At 37.3% G+C, this 16921-nt stretch carries 16 protein-coding genes and 1 tRNA gene; 7 read left to right on the forward strand and 10 right to left on the reverse strand.

Translation table 11 applies throughout. The features are described from left to right. Positions 1 to 44: 44 nt before the first annotated feature. Positions 45 to 1172 (reverse strand): site-specific tyrosine recombinase/integron integrase, encoded by a 1128-nt coding sequence (xerA, locus tag PGOND44_RS10585; protein ID WP_003441433.1) that lies wholly within the window; start codon positions 1170 to 1172, stop codon positions 45 to 47. Between the two features lie 64 nt (positions 1173 to 1236). On the opposite strand from xerA, the gene PGOND44_RS10590 reads away from it, so the two are divergent. Then, positions 1237 to 1614 carry a hypothetical protein gene (locus PGOND44_RS10590; RefSeq protein WP_003441434.1) on the forward strand — a complete coding sequence of 126 codons (378 nt, stop codon included), beginning with the start codon at positions 1237 to 1239 and terminating at the stop codon, positions 1612 to 1614. A gap of 612 nt (positions 1615 to 2226) precedes the next feature. On the opposite strand, the gene PGOND44_RS10595 is transcribed toward PGOND44_RS10590, so the two are convergent. Then, positions 2227 to 2308: transfer RNA gene (locus PGOND44_RS10595), tRNA-Leu, on the reverse strand. 132 nt (positions 2309 to 2440) lie between these two features. Here PGOND44_RS10595 and PGOND44_RS10600 point away from each other — a divergent pair. The 5 genes from PGOND44_RS10600 (at position 2441) to PGOND44_RS10620 (ending at position 7008) form a co-directional block, all read left to right on the forward strand. Continuing rightward, positions 2441 to 3382, forward strand: a complete 942-nt coding sequence (locus PGOND44_RS10600; RefSeq protein ID WP_003441435.1) for a ribose-phosphate pyrophosphokinase — start codon at positions 2441 to 2443, stop codon at positions 3380 to 3382. Positions 3383 to 3402: 20 nt separating this feature from the next. Next, the gene (locus PGOND44_RS10605) at positions 3403 to 4059 is read left to right on the forward strand and encodes a 50S ribosomal protein L25/general stress protein Ctc (RefSeq protein WP_003441436.1); all 657 of its coding nucleotides are present in this window, start codon (positions 3403 to 3405) and stop codon (positions 4057 to 4059) included. Positions 4060 to 4130: 71 nt separating this feature from the next. Beyond that, a complete protein-coding gene (pth, locus tag PGOND44_RS10610; protein WP_003441439.1) occupies positions 4131 to 4754 on the forward strand; it encodes an aminoacyl-tRNA hydrolase in 624 nt (207 codons plus the stop codon). A gap of 6 nt (positions 4755 to 4760) precedes the next feature. After that, complete coding sequence (locus tag PGOND44_RS10615; RefSeq protein WP_003441441.1) at positions 4761 to 5699, forward strand: bifunctional riboflavin kinase/FAD synthetase; 939 nt, start codon at positions 4761 to 4763, stop codon at positions 5697 to 5699. Continuing rightward, entirely contained in the window at positions 5692 to 7008 is a 1317-nt protein-coding gene (locus tag PGOND44_RS10620) for an HTTM domain-containing protein (RefSeq protein ID WP_003441443.1), read from the forward strand. The genes PGOND44_RS10615 and PGOND44_RS10620 overlap by 8 nt, the downstream gene beginning before the upstream one ends. Here the strand turns inward: PGOND44_RS10620 and PGOND44_RS10625 are convergent. The 6 genes from PGOND44_RS10625 to PGOND44_RS10650 form a co-directional block, all read right to left on the reverse strand. Next, positions 7005 to 7814: a Rossmann-fold NAD(P)-binding domain-containing protein gene (locus PGOND44_RS10625; RefSeq protein WP_003441444.1), complete on the reverse strand. Its 810-nt coding sequence runs from the start codon at positions 7812 to 7814 to the stop codon at positions 7005 to 7007. The genes PGOND44_RS10620 and PGOND44_RS10625 overlap by 4 nt on opposite strands. Continuing rightward, positions 7814 to 10138 (reverse strand): M20/M25/M40 family metallo-hydrolase, encoded by a 2325-nt coding sequence (locus tag PGOND44_RS10630; RefSeq protein ID WP_003441446.1) that lies wholly within the window; start codon positions 10136 to 10138, stop codon positions 7814 to 7816. Before PGOND44_RS10630 ends, PGOND44_RS10625 begins: the two co-directional genes overlap by 1 nt. Continuing rightward, complete coding sequence (locus tag PGOND44_RS10635) at positions 10138 to 10488, reverse strand: hypothetical protein (protein ID WP_003441447.1); 351 nt, start codon at positions 10486 to 10488, stop codon at positions 10138 to 10140. The genes PGOND44_RS10630 and PGOND44_RS10635 overlap by 1 nt, the downstream gene beginning before the upstream one ends. An 83-nt stretch (positions 10489 to 10571) precedes the next feature. Then, positions 10572 to 12470, reverse strand: coding sequence for an OmpA family protein (locus PGOND44_RS10640; protein WP_236611987.1), 1899 nt, complete (start codon positions 12468 to 12470; stop codon positions 10572 to 10574). A gap of 18 nt (positions 12471 to 12488) precedes the next feature. Next, positions 12489 to 13397 (reverse strand): PorP/SprF family type IX secretion system membrane protein, encoded by a 909-nt coding sequence (locus PGOND44_RS10645; protein ID WP_003441451.1) that lies wholly within the window; start codon positions 13395 to 13397, stop codon positions 12489 to 12491. 33 nt (positions 13398 to 13430) lie between these two features. Beyond that, on the reverse strand, positions 13431 to 13814 hold the full coding sequence (locus tag PGOND44_RS10650; protein WP_040556059.1) for a T9SS C-terminal target domain-containing protein: 384 nt from the start codon (positions 13812 to 13814) through the stop codon (positions 13431 to 13433). Between the two features lie 177 nt (positions 13815 to 13991). Here PGOND44_RS10650 and hflX point away from each other — a divergent pair, with 177 nt between their 5' ends. Next, entirely contained in the window at positions 13992 to 15230 is a 1239-nt protein-coding gene (gene hflX, locus PGOND44_RS10655; RefSeq protein WP_003441453.1) for a GTPase HflX, read from the forward strand. Positions 15231 to 15239: 9 nt separating this feature from the next. On the opposite strand, the gene PGOND44_RS10660 is transcribed toward hflX, so the two are convergent. Together PGOND44_RS10660 and PGOND44_RS10665 are read right to left on the reverse strand one after the other, a co-directional pair. Beyond that, positions 15240 to 15644, reverse strand: a complete 405-nt coding sequence (locus tag PGOND44_RS10660; protein ID WP_003441456.1) for a response regulator — start codon at positions 15642 to 15644, stop codon at positions 15240 to 15242. 57 nt (positions 15645 to 15701) lie between these two features. Then, positions 15702 to 16910: a sensor histidine kinase gene (locus PGOND44_RS10665; RefSeq protein ID WP_003441460.1), complete on the reverse strand. Its 1209-nt coding sequence runs from the start codon at positions 16908 to 16910 to the stop codon at positions 15702 to 15704. Positions 16911 to 16921: the final 11 nt, after the last annotated feature.

Below are 16921 nucleotides of genomic sequence, written 5' to 3' on the forward strand. Positions count from 1 at the left end.
ACGGATAAGACAACAAGTTGTGTTATATCCATTTTATCAAAGCACTAATCTAAGGGATTTTTTATTGTTTTAAAAGTATTTGTTGCCACATGAGTGTAAATTTCTGTCGTTTTAGTCGATTGATGCCCTAATAGTACCTGTATTTGTCTTAAGTCAACCCCTGCTTCTAATAGATGCGTAGCAAAACTATGCCTCAGCATATGTGGCGTTACTGTAATTTTAATATTAGCTTTAAAAGCCGCTTTCTTTACTACGTTAACAACAGCTTGACCACTATATTTACCGCCTTTCTGCCCTTCAAACAGATACTTTTTCGGTTTCCAATCTTTATAATAGCAGCGTAAATCTAACAATGCATTTTGTGATAATAAGGTAAGCCTATCCTTATTCCCTTTACCTTGTTTTATCCGTACAAGCATACGTTTACTATCTATATCTTCAATTTTTAAATTGATCAATTCGCTTCGGCGTAAACCAGAGCCGTAGAGCAGTTCAACAATACACCTGTGTTTAAGGTTATTGGTTTGGGCGATAAGGGCCAAAACATCTTCCTTGGAAATTATAATAGGTAGCTTGAACTCTTTTCTGGGTCTTTCTACCTCATAAAACCGATTGGGCATACCCAATACAACTTCATAATAAAATTTGATGGCGTTGATGGCTTGATTAATGCAAGAGTTGGACTTATGCTGGCGAATAAGCAGTTGTAGATACCCCCGTATATGGCTTTCATTAATGGCGTGCAAATCTATATCTGGATACTGGTTTATGAAGTGTTCAAAAAAATGAACATAAGTGCGTATCGTGCTATTTGCATAGCGTTTAAGCTCTAGTTTTAATAAGTATTCTTCTGGACAACGACGGTGCTGTTCTGTGACTTTTCGCCTTCTGTACCAGTCAATATCTACCTCTTCATTAGTCGTATGAATAGGTCTATTGGTCAGAAATCGATTATAATTAATCCAAGCGACTCCTTTGAAAGTAGTGTAAATAGTAGACAGGTTGTTTTTGGTATTTAAAACATAGGCCATATTATAATGCGCACTCCATTTAGGATTATCCAGACTTTTTATAAGCGCCTGTAAAACCTTATCGGGTGTAAACTTGATGCCTATCATTTTTTTATTGTTGATCATCAAATGATAGAGAGTAATGTTCTTGAGCATATTCATAATTCAATACTACATTAGTTTTAACTAATAAAAAGTATATTAGCCGTATAATATACGTTTAACAATGATTGATCATAAAATCTGTCCAGTTTGTGAATCTCCCCTCAAAGGAAGATCAGATAAGAAGTTTTGCTCTACAAAATGCAAGTCGATTCACCAGTACGAAACTCGGCAGGAAAAAGAAGCCTTCTATTTGGAAGTAGACCGACGATTGAAAACGAATCGGAAAGTTTTAAAAACATATAATTTTAGGGGATTTACTACTGTGCGGAAAGAATTGCTTATCAACGATGGGTTTGATCCTAATTTTTTCACGCACTACTGGAAAAATAGCAAAGGAGATATCTATCTTTTCGTTTACGATTATGGATTTTTAGACCTTAAAAAGTCAGGGAAGGACAAATACCTTATTGTACAATGGCAAGAGTATATGAGAAAATAAATACTTTAGAACGCTTAGCTAGTTTCTCAGCAATCAAGAAAAAAAACTCCCGCCAACCTCTAGGATAGATTAAAGAAGTTTAAATGCATAAGTCAGAATCAAAAAAACTCTTAAAGTAGATAGTTTGTAATGTCCCTGAGCGAGAACAAGCTTACGTGCCTTGGAAGGCAGGTCGGACCACTTACATGAATTTTGACTTTAGTAATTTCAATTTTCTTTTGCCACTTCCTCCTTTCCAATACTTTTCTCTTCTCCTAGCTTCTTTTCTATCCACACATTCTTCAGTATAAATCAGCAAAAAAGGAGCCTAAGCTTTGTCGATTTGTTAAGTCTCTTTTGATGGGTTTGAGATCTTTGAAGAACGTTAGATTAAAGACTTTAGGATTAGATGGTGCTTTAAAGTATGTAAATAAATCCTCAGAACTTTTAAGCTACTCATCTCAATTCAAGCTTCTTCAAGATATAAATCTCTATCGCTTTGGATAATAAAGTTGAGAAAAAACTTTAAGAAATGTATCTAAAGAAATGAAAGCAAACTAGAGTAAATTCAAAATAAAGAAAGAAACAGAAAGTACTTAAAACAAAAAAGCCTTCCAATAAAGGAAGGCTTTGTACCTAGGGCGGGAATCGAACCCGCACATCGTAAGATACTGGGTTTTGAATCCAGCGCGTCTACCAATTCCGCCACCTAGGCAATTGGAATGGTAAAAATATGAAAATATTTCTTTTCTCATCGAAAATAGTGCTGTTATTTATCCCCAACTTCAATTATTTATCTAAATTTGCAATCCATAAAATCGGATATCCTCCAAAAGGTCAATTAGTTATGGCAGACGTAGAAAAAGTAGCAAAAATTTTCGCTTGTTCACAAAGCGAAACTCTAGCAAAATCCATCGCAGAATCCTATGGTATTCCATTAGGGAATATCAATACGATGCATTTTAGCGATGGAGAGTTTCAGCCTTCATTCGAGGAAAGCGTAAGAGGCTCTCGAGTATTTATTATTGGCTCTACCAATCCTAACGCAGACAACTTGATGGAGATGCTCTTGATGTTGGATGCTGCAAAGCGCTCTTCTGCAAGGCACATTACCGCAGTCCTCCCCTATTTTGGTTGGGCTCGCCAAGATAGAAAAGATAAGCCAAGAGTTCCTATTGCTGCCAAAATGGTGGCCAAAATGCTAGAAACCGCTGGAGCAACCCGTATTATAACTATGGACCTTCACGCAGACCAGATCCAAGGCTTTTTTGAAAAACCTGTGGATCACCTGTATGCGTCTACTGTCTTTTTACCCTATCTCAGAAGCCTCAACTTAAGTGATCTTACAATAGCTTCTCCCGATATGGGCGGATCTAAAAGAGCTTATGCCTATTCCAAATTTTTAGAAAGTGATGTCGTTATCTGTTACAAACAGCGGGCAAAAGCCAATAAGATTTTGCATATGGAATTGATTGGTGACGTGACTGGTAAGAATGTAGTGCTAGTCGATGATATGGTAGATACCGCAGGAACTTTGACCCATGCTGCCAATTTGATGATAGAAAGAGGTGCTAAAAGTGTAAGAGCAGTATGCTCACACCCTGTATTGTCTGGAAATGCTTATGAAAAGCTAGAAGAATCCAAATTAGAAGAATTGATTGTCACGGATAGTATTCCGTTGAAAAAAGACAGTCCAAAAATAAAAGTACTGAGCTGTGCAGATTTGTTTGCAGATGTGATGAAAGCCGTCCATTATAACAAATCCATCAGCGGTAAGTTTTTAATGTAGTTTAATTTAATTTAATTTTTATGAAATCGATTACGATCAATGGATCTAAAAGAGAAAGCGTAGGCAAAAAAGCTACGAAAGCCTTACGTAATGCTGGAGAGGTCCCTTGCGTTATTTACGGGGGGGATAATATCGTGCATTTTTCTGCGTCAGAAGTGTCTTTCAATAAGTTGATTTACACGCCAGATGTACACACCGTAGTAGTTGCCCTAGATGGCACCAATACGAATGCTGTACTTCAAGATATTCAATTCCACCCTGTGACAGATGACATTCTGCACATTGATTTCTACGAATTCCACGAAGGACAGGAAATCACTATGGAAATTCCTGTTCATTCTGAAGGTGTTCCTAAAGGAGTGAAAAATGGTGGGGTATTGAGATTTAACTTAAGACGTATGATGGTAAGAGGTCTTGCAAAAAACCTACCAGATTTTATCTTAGCAGATGTAACTCCGCTTAAAATTGGACAAAAAATGTATGTCACGGCGGTTGCAAGTGAAGATTATAAAATCATGCACCCAGACAATACATTAATTTGTCAAGTGAGAACCTCTAGAAATGTATCGCTTATCGGCGTTGATGAAGACGAAGACGATGAAAACGAAGAAGGAGCAGAAGGTGAAGAAAATGCTGCTGAAGGAGAGGGAAACTCTTCTGAAGATAGCAAAGAATAAATCTGAAGCTTATAATTTATTAAAAGCATCCTGTTTTTTCAGGATGCTTTTTTATTTTTACAAAAAATCGAATGAGAGCTTTTTTTGCCAGACTTCTAACCAAGGATAAAAAAGAAGAGGAAAACCCTATGAAGAAATTTTTGATTGTTGGTCTAGGTAACCCTGGCCCAAAATATGAAAATACCCGACACAACATCGGTTTTAAGATTCTGGATGCCTTGGCAGAAAAAAAAGAAGTGAGTTTTGAACCAGATCGCTATGGGGATAAAGCCGAAGTGTCTTTTAAAGGTCGTAAGTTTATTCTCATAAAACCCAGTACATTTATGAACCTGAGTGGTAAAGCCGTAAGATATTGGCTCGATAAAGAAAACATCGCCATAGACAACCTTATGGTGGTCACCGATGACCTGAACCTCAACTTTGGGATTTTTCGCCTCAAGGCAAAAGGAAGCGACGGTGGACATAATGGTCTTAAACATATCCAAAGCATACTCCAAACTACTCAATACCCGCGATTCCGGTTTGGAATAAGTGATGAGTTTTCCAAAGGAAGACAAATTGATTATGTCCTAAGCGAATGGAGTGACGAAGAAAAAAACCAACTCAAAGAACGATTGGACGCCTCTGCAGAGCTAATTTTATCTTTTGGAACCGCAGGAATCCATAATACTATGAACGCCTTTAATGGAAAATAGATACGCGTGAAAATTTACAATAATGTTTCAGAATTCGATTCTAGTATTCCAACGGTAGTGACCATTGGAACCTTCGACGGAGTGCATTTGGGCCACAGAAAGATCATAAAACGCCTTATTGATTCTACAGAAAAAGGTCACTTACAAACCGCCCTACTCACCTTCTACCCTCATCCTAGGATGGTCTTGCAACAAAGCGAAGACTTAAAATTGATCAATACCATTGAGGAACGAAAATTAATCTTGGAGGAAACTGGCTTGGAACACCTCATCGTGCATCCCTTTACTATGGATTTTTCAAGGTTATCTGCCCGAGAATATGTCGAAGAGATTTTAGTGAAATCCTTGAATGCCAAAAAAATAGTGATTGGCTACGATCATCACTTTGGAAGAAATAGAACCGCAAATATCGAAGACCTTAAGGAATTTGGTAAAGAGTTCAATTTTGAAGTTCTTGAAATCTCGAAACAAGATATCGAAGATGTAGCGGTGAGCTCTACCAAAATACGCCGATCTTTGGAAGATGGCGATCTGGAGACTGCCAATAAATACCTTTCCCTCCCCTTTTTCCTCTCTGGAGAAATCGTAAGAGGTAAAGGCCTTGGAAAAAATATGGGATATCCCACCGCCAATATGGACATAGAAGAGTCCTATAAACTCATCCCCAAAGAAGGGGTGTATGTGGTCGCGTCTGTGATAAACGGCGATAAGCACTTTGGTATGATGAATATAGGGACCAATCCCACCGTTGGCGGACAAAACCGCAGCATAGAAACCTATTTCTTTGACTTGGACAAGGATTTATACGGGCAACACCTTCATATCCAATTGCTGAAACGCATACGAAGTGAAGTGAAATTCGATGGTTTAGACGCCTTAGTTGAAGCCATGAGAGCCGATGAGGTCTTTGCGAAAAACTACATAAAGGTCTTCAATAATGAATAAACTCCTCTTTAAGCAAGTTGATAATTCTCCACTCATCGTGTTTAGAATTATTTTTGGTTTGCTTATTGCCTTGGAGGCTTGGGGAGCTATAGCTACAGGTTGGGTTCGCAGAACTTTAGTCGAACCTAAGTTTACCTTCAACTTTATAGGATTCGATTTTTTGCAGCCTATTCCAGAACCAGGAATGTATATCTACTTTGGACTCATGGGGTCCTTTGGCATCTTAATCATGCTTGGAGTCAAATATAGATTGAGCGTTATTGCCTATACCGTGTTGTGGACTTGCGTGTACTTAATGCAAAAAACTTCCTACAATAATCACTATTACCTTCTTATCCTTCTCCTTATCTTTATGTGTATTGTTCCTGCACATACTTACTTGTCTTATGATGCTAGAAAAAATCCGAATCTGAGGTCTATAAAAATGCCCAACTGGGTCGTTCTATTTTTAATAGCTCAAGTCTGGATTGTGTATACCTATGCAAGTCTGGCCAAATTTTATCCAGACTGGTTAGACGGGACTTTTCCAGAACTTTTAATGAAAGGTCGAGCACATTATTGGCTCATTGGAGACCTCCTCCAACACCAATGGACGCATGTGGGCATCACTTATTTTGGCATTTTATTCGATTTACTCGTCGTTCCTCTACTCTTATGGAAGAGAACACGGGTAACTGTGTTCTGGATCAGTGTATTCTTCCATCTCTTCAACAGCATCGTGTTTCAGATTGGAATTTTCCCCTACATGTCGCTGGCATTTACGGTATTCTTTTTCCCAAAGCAGTATATCCAACAGACGTTTCTTAAATCCAAGCCATTTTACAGTAAAGACGCCTACGATTCTCCAAAATCAGCTCCATTAATCAAAACTTTTTTTGCAGTGTGGTTTATACTCCAGCTGCTCTTGCCACTACGTCATCATTTCATAAAAGGAGAGGTTCTATGGACCGAAGAAGGCCATAGAATGAGCTGGAGAATGATGCTAAGGTCAAAAACAGGTTACTCGAGCTTTAGGATAAAAAACCTCACCACCGGCGAAACCAATTACGTTGAACTTGAGCAGTATTTAACTCAAAAGCAAAGACGACAACTTATTAAACCCGATGGGATTTGGCAATTTACCCAACACCTTAAAGAAGAGTATGCCGCAAAGGAAATTCCTATAGAAATATACGCTCGTATAAAAGTGGGTATTAATGGAAGACAGCCTCAATTTCTTATAGATCCTAAATTAGATTTGACGACCATCACTTGGAACTATTTTTCTCATAACGATTGGATTTTACCTCAGCCTGAATCGATACCTTAAACCTTGTTCTCTAATTCAATACCAAGGGTTTTTGACGTCCCATCCATTCGTATAGTTTTGCCTTTGGTGGTTTGTGTATATTCAAATTCTGGAGGAACAAGATCATACTCTTTAGCTTTTTTAGCATAATAAGCCTGCTTAGAAAGTTGAATGATTTCTACACCATGAAAAATCTCTCCAAATTGATCTTGACTTATCACTTCTAAAATCAATCGAATACAGTTGGATAAATGAATCAAATTCACTGGCCCTTCTGGATTTTGCAAGCCTTTTCTTCCTGCGAGAAAGTGAATAGGATGCCTGCCTTCTCCCACCAAACCTCCAAATCTTAACACACTAGCTTTGGCCGGGCTCAAATTCAGGATAAGTTGTTCTGCCTCTACAAGGGGATTCGCCTTGATTTCTGAAGAGCTAAATACATACTGCTCGCTATAGTCAGGAATACTTTCATGATCTTCAAAAACACCGGTAGAACTGATGTATAAAACTTTTGAAAGTGATGAAGCTGAAATAGCCTGTAACAAAGGCTTGACCTTAGCGATATAATTGGAGTTGGGATTTCGCCTTAAGCCTGGTGGAATATCGATAATCAAAATTTCAGAACCTTCAAGAAAGCTAGCGATATCGCCAAGGATTTTCTCCTCCTTCAATTCAATTTTGAAAGGCTGAATCCCTGCTGACTTAAGCACTTCTAATTTATCTTCAGAAGTCGAAGAGCCTTTGATAGTATATCCTTTTTCAATCAAGGATTTTGCCAATGGTATTCCTAACCAACCACATCCTAAAATAGAAATCTGTGTGGACATTATAAATTCAATTTTTGTTGGGTTATAATAGCATCGTTCACGATAAATGGTTTGGGGATCATTTCTACAGGGCGTTTTTTTACTGAAAATAAAGGATGACTCAACAAATCAAAACTGATTTCATTAAAGGTAAACTCAACAGGTTGTGTTTTGTCCACTTCAAATTCAAATGACAATGGAACTTGGTTCACTACATAATAGTCGATGATGTTTTTCTGAAACCGATTGGTGTGCACATGGGCACTTTCTTCATCATTTGCTTCATAAAAATCGGCGGTGACTCCATTAACTGTGAATGATTTAAAATTGGCTCTTGTAGCTTCTGACACTACAATTCTATTTAAATTTCGTTGAAAATCTACTTGTATTCTGAATTTTTTAAACCTTGGGCTTGAAGGTTCTAAGGTATCCACTTGAATTTGAGAACTAGGGATGGCTTTCAAGTCTGCTATTGACGATTTGGTATAGGCCGAATTGTATTTACTCTGGTAATCTAGTGAAGCGGTTAAGTCCTTGGCTTCTTTAAAATAAGGGGAAGTCCACGAGTCTAACTCATCGTCGTAAGTGAACCAATGGGCTGTATCGGTACTAGAGTCTAAAGCATAGACTAAGCTATTAGGAAGCGGCTGCGTTTCAGAAAAACCAGACCCAAGATGCGCTTTTATAAAAAAACCTATCGCCACCAGTAAAGCTAAAGTGGCAACCCCTTTTTTAATAGAAAAATAGCCAAAGATGGGCAATAAGTTACCAAATAACAAAACGGTGAAAACAGCACTCACCACTCCCATTTTAAGACCTAATCCCACGGGGAAAAATTGAATAAATGGAGCTATAATGCTTAAGGAAGGCAGTATCAAAATCAGAAGAAAAAGATAAGACGGCACTTGAAGCCTTACCATTAAGAAAAAAGCAAAGAGCGTAAAAAGTAAGGGGATAATAAAAAAGGCTGCTCCTTTAAGAAATATATTCAATAAAAACAAAACTATAAACCAGGTTAGAAGAGGAGCAATCATAGCGTTTTTAGGGTTTAACCTATGGTCGAAAAACTGATAGATACTAAACACCAAGAACAAAGAAAAGGCTACAAAAACAACGATATAATCATGCCCATTATAGGGGAATCCCTGTAAAATGGTGGAGTACTCTGGATAAATCTGTAGCAATAATGGCCAGGCAAAATAGATGAGGAATCCAGATAAAAATAAACTGAGCAACCAAGGGACAAAACCTAAGAAAATTTCTTTTCTGGTCAACGACTTGGTTTTTAGTCCATAAATTAAGATAAAGATGAAGATCGCAAAAGCAACAGCATAAATGATCCACACCCATGAAAATGGATAATGAAAAAGTCCCAAACCTGTTACTGTAAAATAGACTTGATCCTGCTGGGAGGTTAAGTCTGAAAGATCTGTATTGGAAAAGGCTTTTAGTGAAGACATCAGGTAATCCCCTTGATGGGATAAAGAACCTTTGTCCAGCCGACTTGGTGTATCCAAGGCGGTATGGTAATCGAAATGATCGTCTATAAAGGCAAAGAAAAAGCTGGGGACATCTGCAATTTCTCTAAATACTGTAGAGTCTGTGTCGTTGGGTAGAAGTTTATACACGCTATACATAAGAGAGTTGGCGAGCGGATGTTGGCCTTGGGATTCTCCAAAAAGGTCAATCAGTTTAGAATTCCCATAATTGGTCTCCACAATCATATTACTTGGGCCTCCACTTCCTCGAGATTCAAAATTCAGAACCAAACCCACCTCATTGATCCATGGGTGCTCTTTGGCAAATAATTCTGCCCCAGAAAGGCCTACTTCTTCACCATCGGAAAAAAGAATAATAATGTCATTTTGAAAAGAAGGCTTGCTCGCTTTAAAAGCTCTTACTGCTTCTAGTATGGCAGCTACTCCAGAAGCTGCATCGCTAGCTCCGGGCGAGGAATGAACGGCAGAATCGTAGTGAGAAAGGAGTAATAAAGCCTTAGAGTTTGGCAATGGATCGGTGGCTTCTAGCCTTGTAATAATATTTTCTGGAGCGGTGAGTACCCCCTTCTTGGAGAGCACAAAGCCTTGCTGAGTTTGAACTTGAAGATCCATTTTTTCAAGTTCATTTACAATATAATTTCGTTTGGAATTATGGGCGTCAGAACCTATGTAGTGGGGTTCGTCACCAATATTTTTGACGTGCTCAAAAGCCCTTAAGGTTGAAAAATCTTTAGATTGAGTGGATAAATCGGTGATTTCTGAAGGATAAAGGTCGTAAAAGACATACCAAACGGCAGTAACGATCACAAGTAAACTTATAATGGCTTTATAATCTTTTTTTCTCATTAGTCCCTTTTTACCAAAGCATAATAATCCTCCTCCAAAGGTAGATAACCTTGGTCATAAATGAAGTAATACACCCGACCAGATTTTGTGGTGTAGAGATTCGTGAAATAGGTAAAATTAAAGCCTTTTTCTAAGAGTTTGTCTCGAGTGGTTTTCGTTTTTTGATCTGTATTGATGCTTTGTAAAATTCTGTAATTTTTTTTAAGCTTATTGTTGACGTTCCTTACTATCTTCCTAGACTCACTATTCAGCCTATTATTGTAGGTACTCCTACAATAATCGGAACAGAACTTTTTGTCGATTCTTCCCGACAGCGGTTCCTCACAGGAGAGGCATTTGGGTTTTTCCATAGCTTAAGGGGTTAAGTGCATGGTAAATATAAAAAAATCCCTCAATAGTTATATTGAGGGATTGGAAGACTTACTGTCAAGACCTAGTCTACAATTTTAAATTCTGAACGTCGATTTTCTTCGTGTTCTTCGTCACTACATCCAGAAGTACAATCGTTTATTGGCTCAGTTTTCCCTTTACCTTCAGAGGATAATCTTTCGGGATCAACTCCGTTATCGGTTAAGTAGTCTACTGTACTTTTAGCTCTGTCTTGAGATAATTTCATGTTGTAAGCTTCAGAACCTCTTTCATCGGTATGGCTCACCACTTGAATGTTAATGTCTCCATTTTCTTTAAGAATTTCAATTAGCTTATCCAATTCCAAAGCGGCTTCAGGTCGAATATCAGCTTTGTCGTAATCAAAAAAGATGCGTCCCTGAAGAATAAGAATCTCCGCTTCAGTAGAGGTCATCTCTGGCACTAAAGCGACTCTCATCACCATTTGTAATTGAGGAACTTCAAAAGAATTGGATTGACTCTCATAGCCTTCAGCATTCACTTGCAAATCAAATTTCTTTCCGGTTGGTAAAAAGTTGTTGCTATTCCCACTAGCATCGGTTCTGCTCCTAGAATATTCGTTTTGGGTAGTATCGTAGAAAATAAGTTGTGCATCTTGGATATGAACTTCAGTATGAGCATCCACAACTTCAACCAATACAGAAGTTTGTTCTAGTGGGCTTACCAATTTCGCCCCATATATATTATCGGTTCGTTCTTCTTTTTTAGTGCTGGTCCTATTAGAAGACACAAAGCCCAACTCTACGTTGCCGTTATAAGTAAACGCAAAATCATCGGCATTACTGTTTAACGGCAGACCTAAGTTTTGAGGAGGTGTAAAGTCTCCAGAATCTTTTTTAGAATAGAAAACATCCAAACCACCAAGACCTAGATGTCCATCGCTTGAGAAATACAGCATATCCTCTTCATCGACAAATGGAAAGTTTTCTCTTCCCTCTGTATTGACAGTGGGGCCTAAGTTCTGCGGAGATCCGTAAGTTCCATCGGCATTAATATCCACAACATAGAGATCTGAAGATCCATAACCTCCGGCTCTATCACTTGAAAAATAAAGCTGACTCCCGTCTGGGCTTAACGCTGGGTTTGCATTGGAAAATGAAATATCATTAAAAGGCAAGTCTTGGATATCTTGAAACATTCCGTTAACAAGGCTTGCTTTATAAATTTTAAGGTGGTTCACTCCATTGTCATCTTTTCTATACTTTTCCTCTAAAAAGTCGTTTCTGGTAAAGTATAAAGTCGATCTATCCTTAGTGATAGCAATAGAGCCTTCGTGGTATTTGGTATTGATATCTCCTGTGATTTCAATTGGATTTTTGAACGTCCCCCCAATATTTTCAGCCACAAAAATATCTAGAGAAGGTTCGTTATCCCATCCGTAGGTTTTGCGAGATTCGTTCCTTGCGGAAACGAAATAAAGTTTTCCATCAAACTGGTAAGCTCCAAAATCTGAGAAATCCGAGCTTAAACTGAGTTTATTCAATTCAAATCTTGGGGTCATCGATTGTAAGTCCATCAGGTAGTCTGGATTTTCTAAAAAGGCCTTTGCCCTTTCATCTCTTGGCGCTTTTTCGGCAAAATCGAGCATTGCTTTTTTGAAATCATCGTACTCTTCGTTAATCAAAAGAGTTTGAGCGTAATTAAAATAATCTATTGCATCTGGATTCCTAGTACTTCTAAGATAACGCTTGAATAATCGCTCAGACGCCTCGAAGTTGGAAGTCTTCATATTTGCTATTGCCAATTGTTTATAAACGTAAGCATTTGCTTTTCCCTTTTGAATTAATTTTTCGTAAGCTTCAATCGCATCGACATAGGCAAAGCGGTCGAAGTATTTATCTGCTTTTTGGGTATCGCTGTTCTGTGACCAAAGCATGGTTGATGCCAAGCAACAGAAAATACTCAATATATATAGGTTTTTCATAATCATGTGGATTTCAGTTTAAAAATAACGAGGAGAAACGTAAGTTTTCTTATTGAAGAAAATATCGAAAATAATAAAGGCCTCGTAAGAAGGTTCTTTTAGGTTTGAAGTAGTAGCATCATAAGCAAAACCAACTTGTATCCAGTCTGTAGCTCTAACGCTGGCTAAAGCACTAATTGCATCTTCATATCTGTAGGAAGCGCCTACTTCAAACTTGTCGTAGAATAAAAAATTGGCATTCAAATCAAAAGAGACTGCTGAACTCAATTCAGATTTCACTAAAGTAGAGGGTTTGAATTTGATAAAATCATTGACATCAAACACATAACCTGCTGTAACGAAATAGTGTTGTTTTTCTGAACCAAAATCTCTTCCATCCACCTCTAAGTGAGTAGAACTTAAGAAATTTGGCATAGAAAGACCTACATAAAATTTGTCTGTATAATATAAAACCCCAGCACCTACACTAGGATAGGTTCCACTAATATCCTCTTGAAAAGCAGGATCCATTTCATCTTGGAAATACAAGTCTGTAAAGTTACTACTTTGCAGTGTTGCTCCAGCTTTTATACCAAAAGCCAACTTGCTATTAGCCCCAACATCTATAGTATAAGATATATCTGCGTAAAGATTGGTTTCATCTACAGGACCTATTTGATCACTAATAGCTGATAATCCAACGCCAAGACCGTTTCCTAAAGGGGTATGGGCATTAAAGGTGAATGTTTGGGGAGCGCCCTCTATTCCAGACCACTGCTCTCTGTACAAAGCACCAATAGAAAGGCTTTCTTTAGAGCCCGCATAAGCTGGGTTAATGACGTTCATATTATACATGTATTGCGTATACTGAGGATCTTGCTGCGCTGTAACAGTGGTGATAGTAAACAAACACAAGATGGCGAAAAGAGGTATATATATTTTTTTCATGGATAGGGTTTTCTTCAACTAAGCTATAAAGACTTATTGTTCTACATTAATGTACAGGTCTCCTTTTGTATTGAAACCGTATTCGGGATCTTCGGTTTCGAAAGTAATATCATAAAAATAAGTCCCTGTCACCAAGCTATTTCCGTTATCGGAATCTCCGATAAATTCGTCTCTATAGTTGTCTTTCTCGTAAATCTTTCGACCATTTCTGTCGAAAATTTCTAAAGTGGCAATTCCAGTTCGGTCTGCAAGACAAGACAAATCAAAATTATCATTAAGCCCATCTTCATTTGGAGAAATTCCCTTAGAAATTTTACATTCATTTTGATTGGCATTAAGTTCATCTGAATCATCTGAGCTACACGAAGAAGCTAAAATTAAGCAGGAGAAAATAATAAGGTAGGTTTTGAAATTCATAAAGTTTGATTATTTATAATAAACGAATTAAGGAAATTTTTAGTATTTAAAGTCTAAATTTAGTCAATAAAGTTAAAAGAAAAATAAAAGGCCACCTCCATTTCTTTAAATTTCCAAAATCTTAAAGTGAGAAGTGAACTGAAGTATTTTTCATAATTTTGTTTTATAAAATAAACCATGATAGACGCTCAAAATACAACCTATGAAACAGCAGTCCTTATTGGGATTGTTAATCAGTTTCAAGATGAAGAAAAATCCAAGGAATATCTAGACGAATTAGAATTCCTTACCTATACTGCTGGTGGAGAAGTTTTGAAACGTTTTCAACAAAAATTGGAGGTTCCAAATCCTAAAACTTTTATAGGAAAAGGAAAATTAGAACAGGTAAGAGATTATGTGGAAGAACATCAAGTAGGTACTGCTATTTTTGATGACGAATTATCTCCTGGTCAACAAAGGAGTATCGAAAAAATACTCAAGTGCAAAGTAGTCGATAGAACCTACCTCATTCTCGATATTTTCGCTCAACGGGCAAAAACAAGTAACGCAAGCACTCAAGTAGAACTCGCACAGTACGAATATTTATTACCAAGGCTGGCCGGTCTTTGGACTCACTTGGAGAGACAACGTGGTGGTATTGGTATGCGAGGCCCTGGTGAAACTGAAATTGAAACCGATAGACGGATTGTAAGAGATAAAATCACTTTGCTTAAGAAAAAGCTAAAAACCATAGACAAGCAGATGGCTGTTCAACGCGGGAACAGAGGAAGCCTTGTAAGAGTTGCTCTCGTAGGCTATACCAATGTTGGTAAATCTACGCTGATGAATGTGATAAGCAAAAGTGAAGTTTTTGCAGAAAATAAGTTGTTCGCTACCTTAGATACCACGGTAAGAAAAGTAGTGATTCGTAATCTTCCCTTCTTGCTTACCGATACAGTAGGCTTTATAAGAAAGTTACCCACTCAACTTGTGGAGTCTTTCAAATCCACCTTAGATGAAGTCAGAGAGGCCGACTTGCTTTTGCATGTAGTCGATATCTCTCATGAAAATTTCGAAGATCACATCGAGTCTGTAAATAGTATTTTAGACGATATTAATGCTAAAGATAAACCTTGTATCATGGTCTTTAATAAGATTGACAATTACGAGCCTGAAGTGATCGAAAAAGATGATTTGATGGTTGAAAAATCTTATCAACATTACACTCTTGAGGAGTGGAAAAAAACTTGGATGCAGCGGGAAGGCGATAATGTTTTATTTATCTCAGCAACAGAGAAAGAAAATATTGAAGAGTTTAGAAAGAAAGTCTACGAAACCGTTAGAAAGATTCACATCACCCGTTTTCCATATAACAACTTCTTATATCCAGAATACGAAGCTTATACTGGGGATGAGGAGGAGGAAATAGAGGATTAGATCCAACTCTTAATTTTCAAAAAAGGGCTGAAGCTCTTTAAGCTGTTTCAAGTCCTTGAGTTTTTCAACATTAATAGGTTTTTCTACAAAATCGATAACGACTGGATAGGTGTCAGATTTTTCTTTATCGGAAAGATCTATTGAAGAGGTAACAACCAAAACATAACAGTATTTGGTTAATCCGTGAGTTTTGAGTTCATCCATAAATTGCCAGCCATCAAGGTTTGGCATATTTACATCTAGAAAAATCAAAAACTTTGTATCCTCATTCTTGTATTCTGAAATATAATCTAAAGTCTCATATCCGTTTAAGAACGACTTAGGATGACTAGAAAATCCCGCATGATTCATCATTTTCTCATGGATGAAAAGGACCATTTTGTCATCGTCCACATTTAAAACTTCTAATTTCATGCGTTTATTTTTATTGAGTTTTAAGTAAGGTACTCATAAATTAAAGATTTTTTTGGCTTATAAGTCTTGTTTAGGAAGATTAAAACTAAACGTACTTCCGGAGCCTGATTCAGAAGTTACCCAGATGTCACCTCCTAGGTTTAAGATGATTTTTTTACAAACTGCTAGCCCCATCCCTACTCCAGCATCGCTTTGGGAATCTTCCTTGTAAAAGGGTCTAAAGATTTTGACTAGGTTTGAGTCTTTTATACCCAACCCATTATCAGAAATATGAACAACCCATTGATCAGTTTCATCATCAATCTTTATTTCAATGACTAAGGATTTTTCTTTAGATCTGTACTTTATAGCATTACCTATTAAATTCCGTAAGACTATTGAAAATAGGGTTTTAGAGGTCTGAATTTTAGGAAGTTCAGAATAGTTTATGGCAATAGTATTAGATTTGATAATTGGTAAATTAAGATCTATAATACTTTCTATAATCGGCTCTACATCTACGTTTTCAATGACATTTTTCTGAGAGGTCAATTTGGCAAAAGCAAGTATCTCATAGATAAGCGCTGTCATTTTATGAGTGCTTTGTGTGGCGTAGTTGATGTATTGCAAAGCCTCTTCACCAAGGCTTGTTCCTGTTTCTCTTTGCAATAGTTCTAAAAATCCTTGAATGCTATCTAAAGGGTTTTTAAGATCGTGAGCTATAGCATATGCAATTTCTTCGGTTTGATTCTTTTGAGCTTCCAATTGAGAATAGACTTTTTCTAACTCTAAAGATTTCTTACGAGACTCAAAAAGGCGTTCTACAAGTTTTGCTAGAGATTTAAGAGCCTGTATTTGTGATGTAGATAAGACTTTAGGCTTGTTATCGATAACACACAGGGTACCTAAGGCATAGCCGTCCTTACTCATAAGAGGCATGCCCGCATAAAAAGCAATTTTCGGGTCTTTTGTAACTAAGGGGTTTTCTTTAAATCTGTCATCTAAAGTAGCATCATTGACAATAAGTAGTTTTTCTGGAGTATTAATAGCATGTGCGCAAAAGGCCGTATCTCTTGAAGTTTCCTTCAAATCTATTCCTTGACTAGATTTAAAGACTTGCTTTTTGGAATCAATTAGTGTGATAAGTGATATGGAAGTACCACAAATGTCTGAAGCTAGTTTTGTAATTAAATCATAATCTTCATCTGAAAGATTTTCAAGTAACTGGTGGCTTTGTAAAGCTTTTAAGCGTTCTACTTCATTATCTGGAATCGGCGGCTTTTTCATATAAATGTGAC

Source organism: Psychroflexus gondwanensis ACAM 44 (genome assembly GCF_000355905.1).
In the GTDB taxonomy this organism is placed as follows: Bacteria; Bacteroidota; Bacteroidia; order Flavobacteriales; family Flavobacteriaceae; genus Psychroflexus; species Psychroflexus gondwanensis.

Excerpts from the sequence above, each read along its gene's own strand:
- xerA (WP_003441433.1), bottom strand. The coding sequence starts at position 1,172 with ATGAATATGCTCAAGAACATTACTCTCTATCATTTGATGATCAACAAT.
- PGOND44_RS10590 (WP_003441434.1), top strand. The coding sequence starts at position 1,237 with ATGATTGATCATAAAATCTGTCCAGTTTGTGAATCTCCCCTCAAAGGA.
- PGOND44_RS10600 (WP_003441435.1), top strand. The coding sequence starts at position 2,441 with ATGGCAGACGTAGAAAAAGTAGCAAAAATTTTCGCTTGTTCACAAAGC.
- PGOND44_RS10605 (WP_003441436.1), top strand. The coding sequence starts at position 3,403 with ATGAAATCGATTACGATCAATGGATCTAAAAGAGAAAGCGTAGGCAAA.
- pth (WP_003441439.1), top strand. The coding sequence starts at position 4,131 with ATGAGAGCTTTTTTTGCCAGACTTCTAACCAAGGATAAAAAAGAAGAG.
- PGOND44_RS10620 (WP_003441443.1), top strand. The coding sequence starts at position 5,692 with ATGAATAAACTCCTCTTTAAGCAAGTTGATAATTCTCCACTCATCGTG.
- PGOND44_RS10625 (WP_003441444.1), bottom strand. The coding sequence starts at position 7,814 with ATGTCCACACAGATTTCTATTTTAGGATGTGGTTGGTTAGGAATACCA.
- PGOND44_RS10630 (WP_003441446.1), bottom strand. The coding sequence starts at position 10,138 with ATGAGAAAAAAAGATTATAAAGCCATTATAAGTTTACTTGTGATCGTT.
- PGOND44_RS10635 (WP_003441447.1), bottom strand. The coding sequence starts at position 10,488 with ATGGAAAAACCCAAATGCCTCTCCTGTGAGGAACCGCTGTCGGGAAGA.
- PGOND44_RS10640 (WP_236611987.1), bottom strand. The coding sequence starts at position 12,470 with ATGAAAAACCTATATATATTGAGTATTTTCTGTTGCTTGGCATCAACC.
- PGOND44_RS10645 (WP_003441451.1), bottom strand. The coding sequence starts at position 13,397 with ATGAAAAAAATATATATACCTCTTTTCGCCATCTTGTGTTTGTTTACT.
- PGOND44_RS10650 (WP_040556059.1), bottom strand. The coding sequence starts at position 13,814 with ATGAATTTCAAAACCTACCTTATTATTTTCTCCTGCTTAATTTTAGCT.
- hflX (WP_003441453.1), top strand. The coding sequence starts at position 13,992 with ATGATAGACGCTCAAAATACAACCTATGAAACAGCAGTCCTTATTGGG.
- PGOND44_RS10660 (WP_003441456.1), bottom strand. The coding sequence starts at position 15,644 with ATGAAATTAGAAGTTTTAAATGTGGACGATGACAAAATGGTCCTTTTC.
- PGOND44_RS10665 (WP_003441460.1), bottom strand. The coding sequence starts at position 16,910 with ATGAAAAAGCCGCCGATTCCAGATAATGAAGTAGAACGCTTAAAAGCT.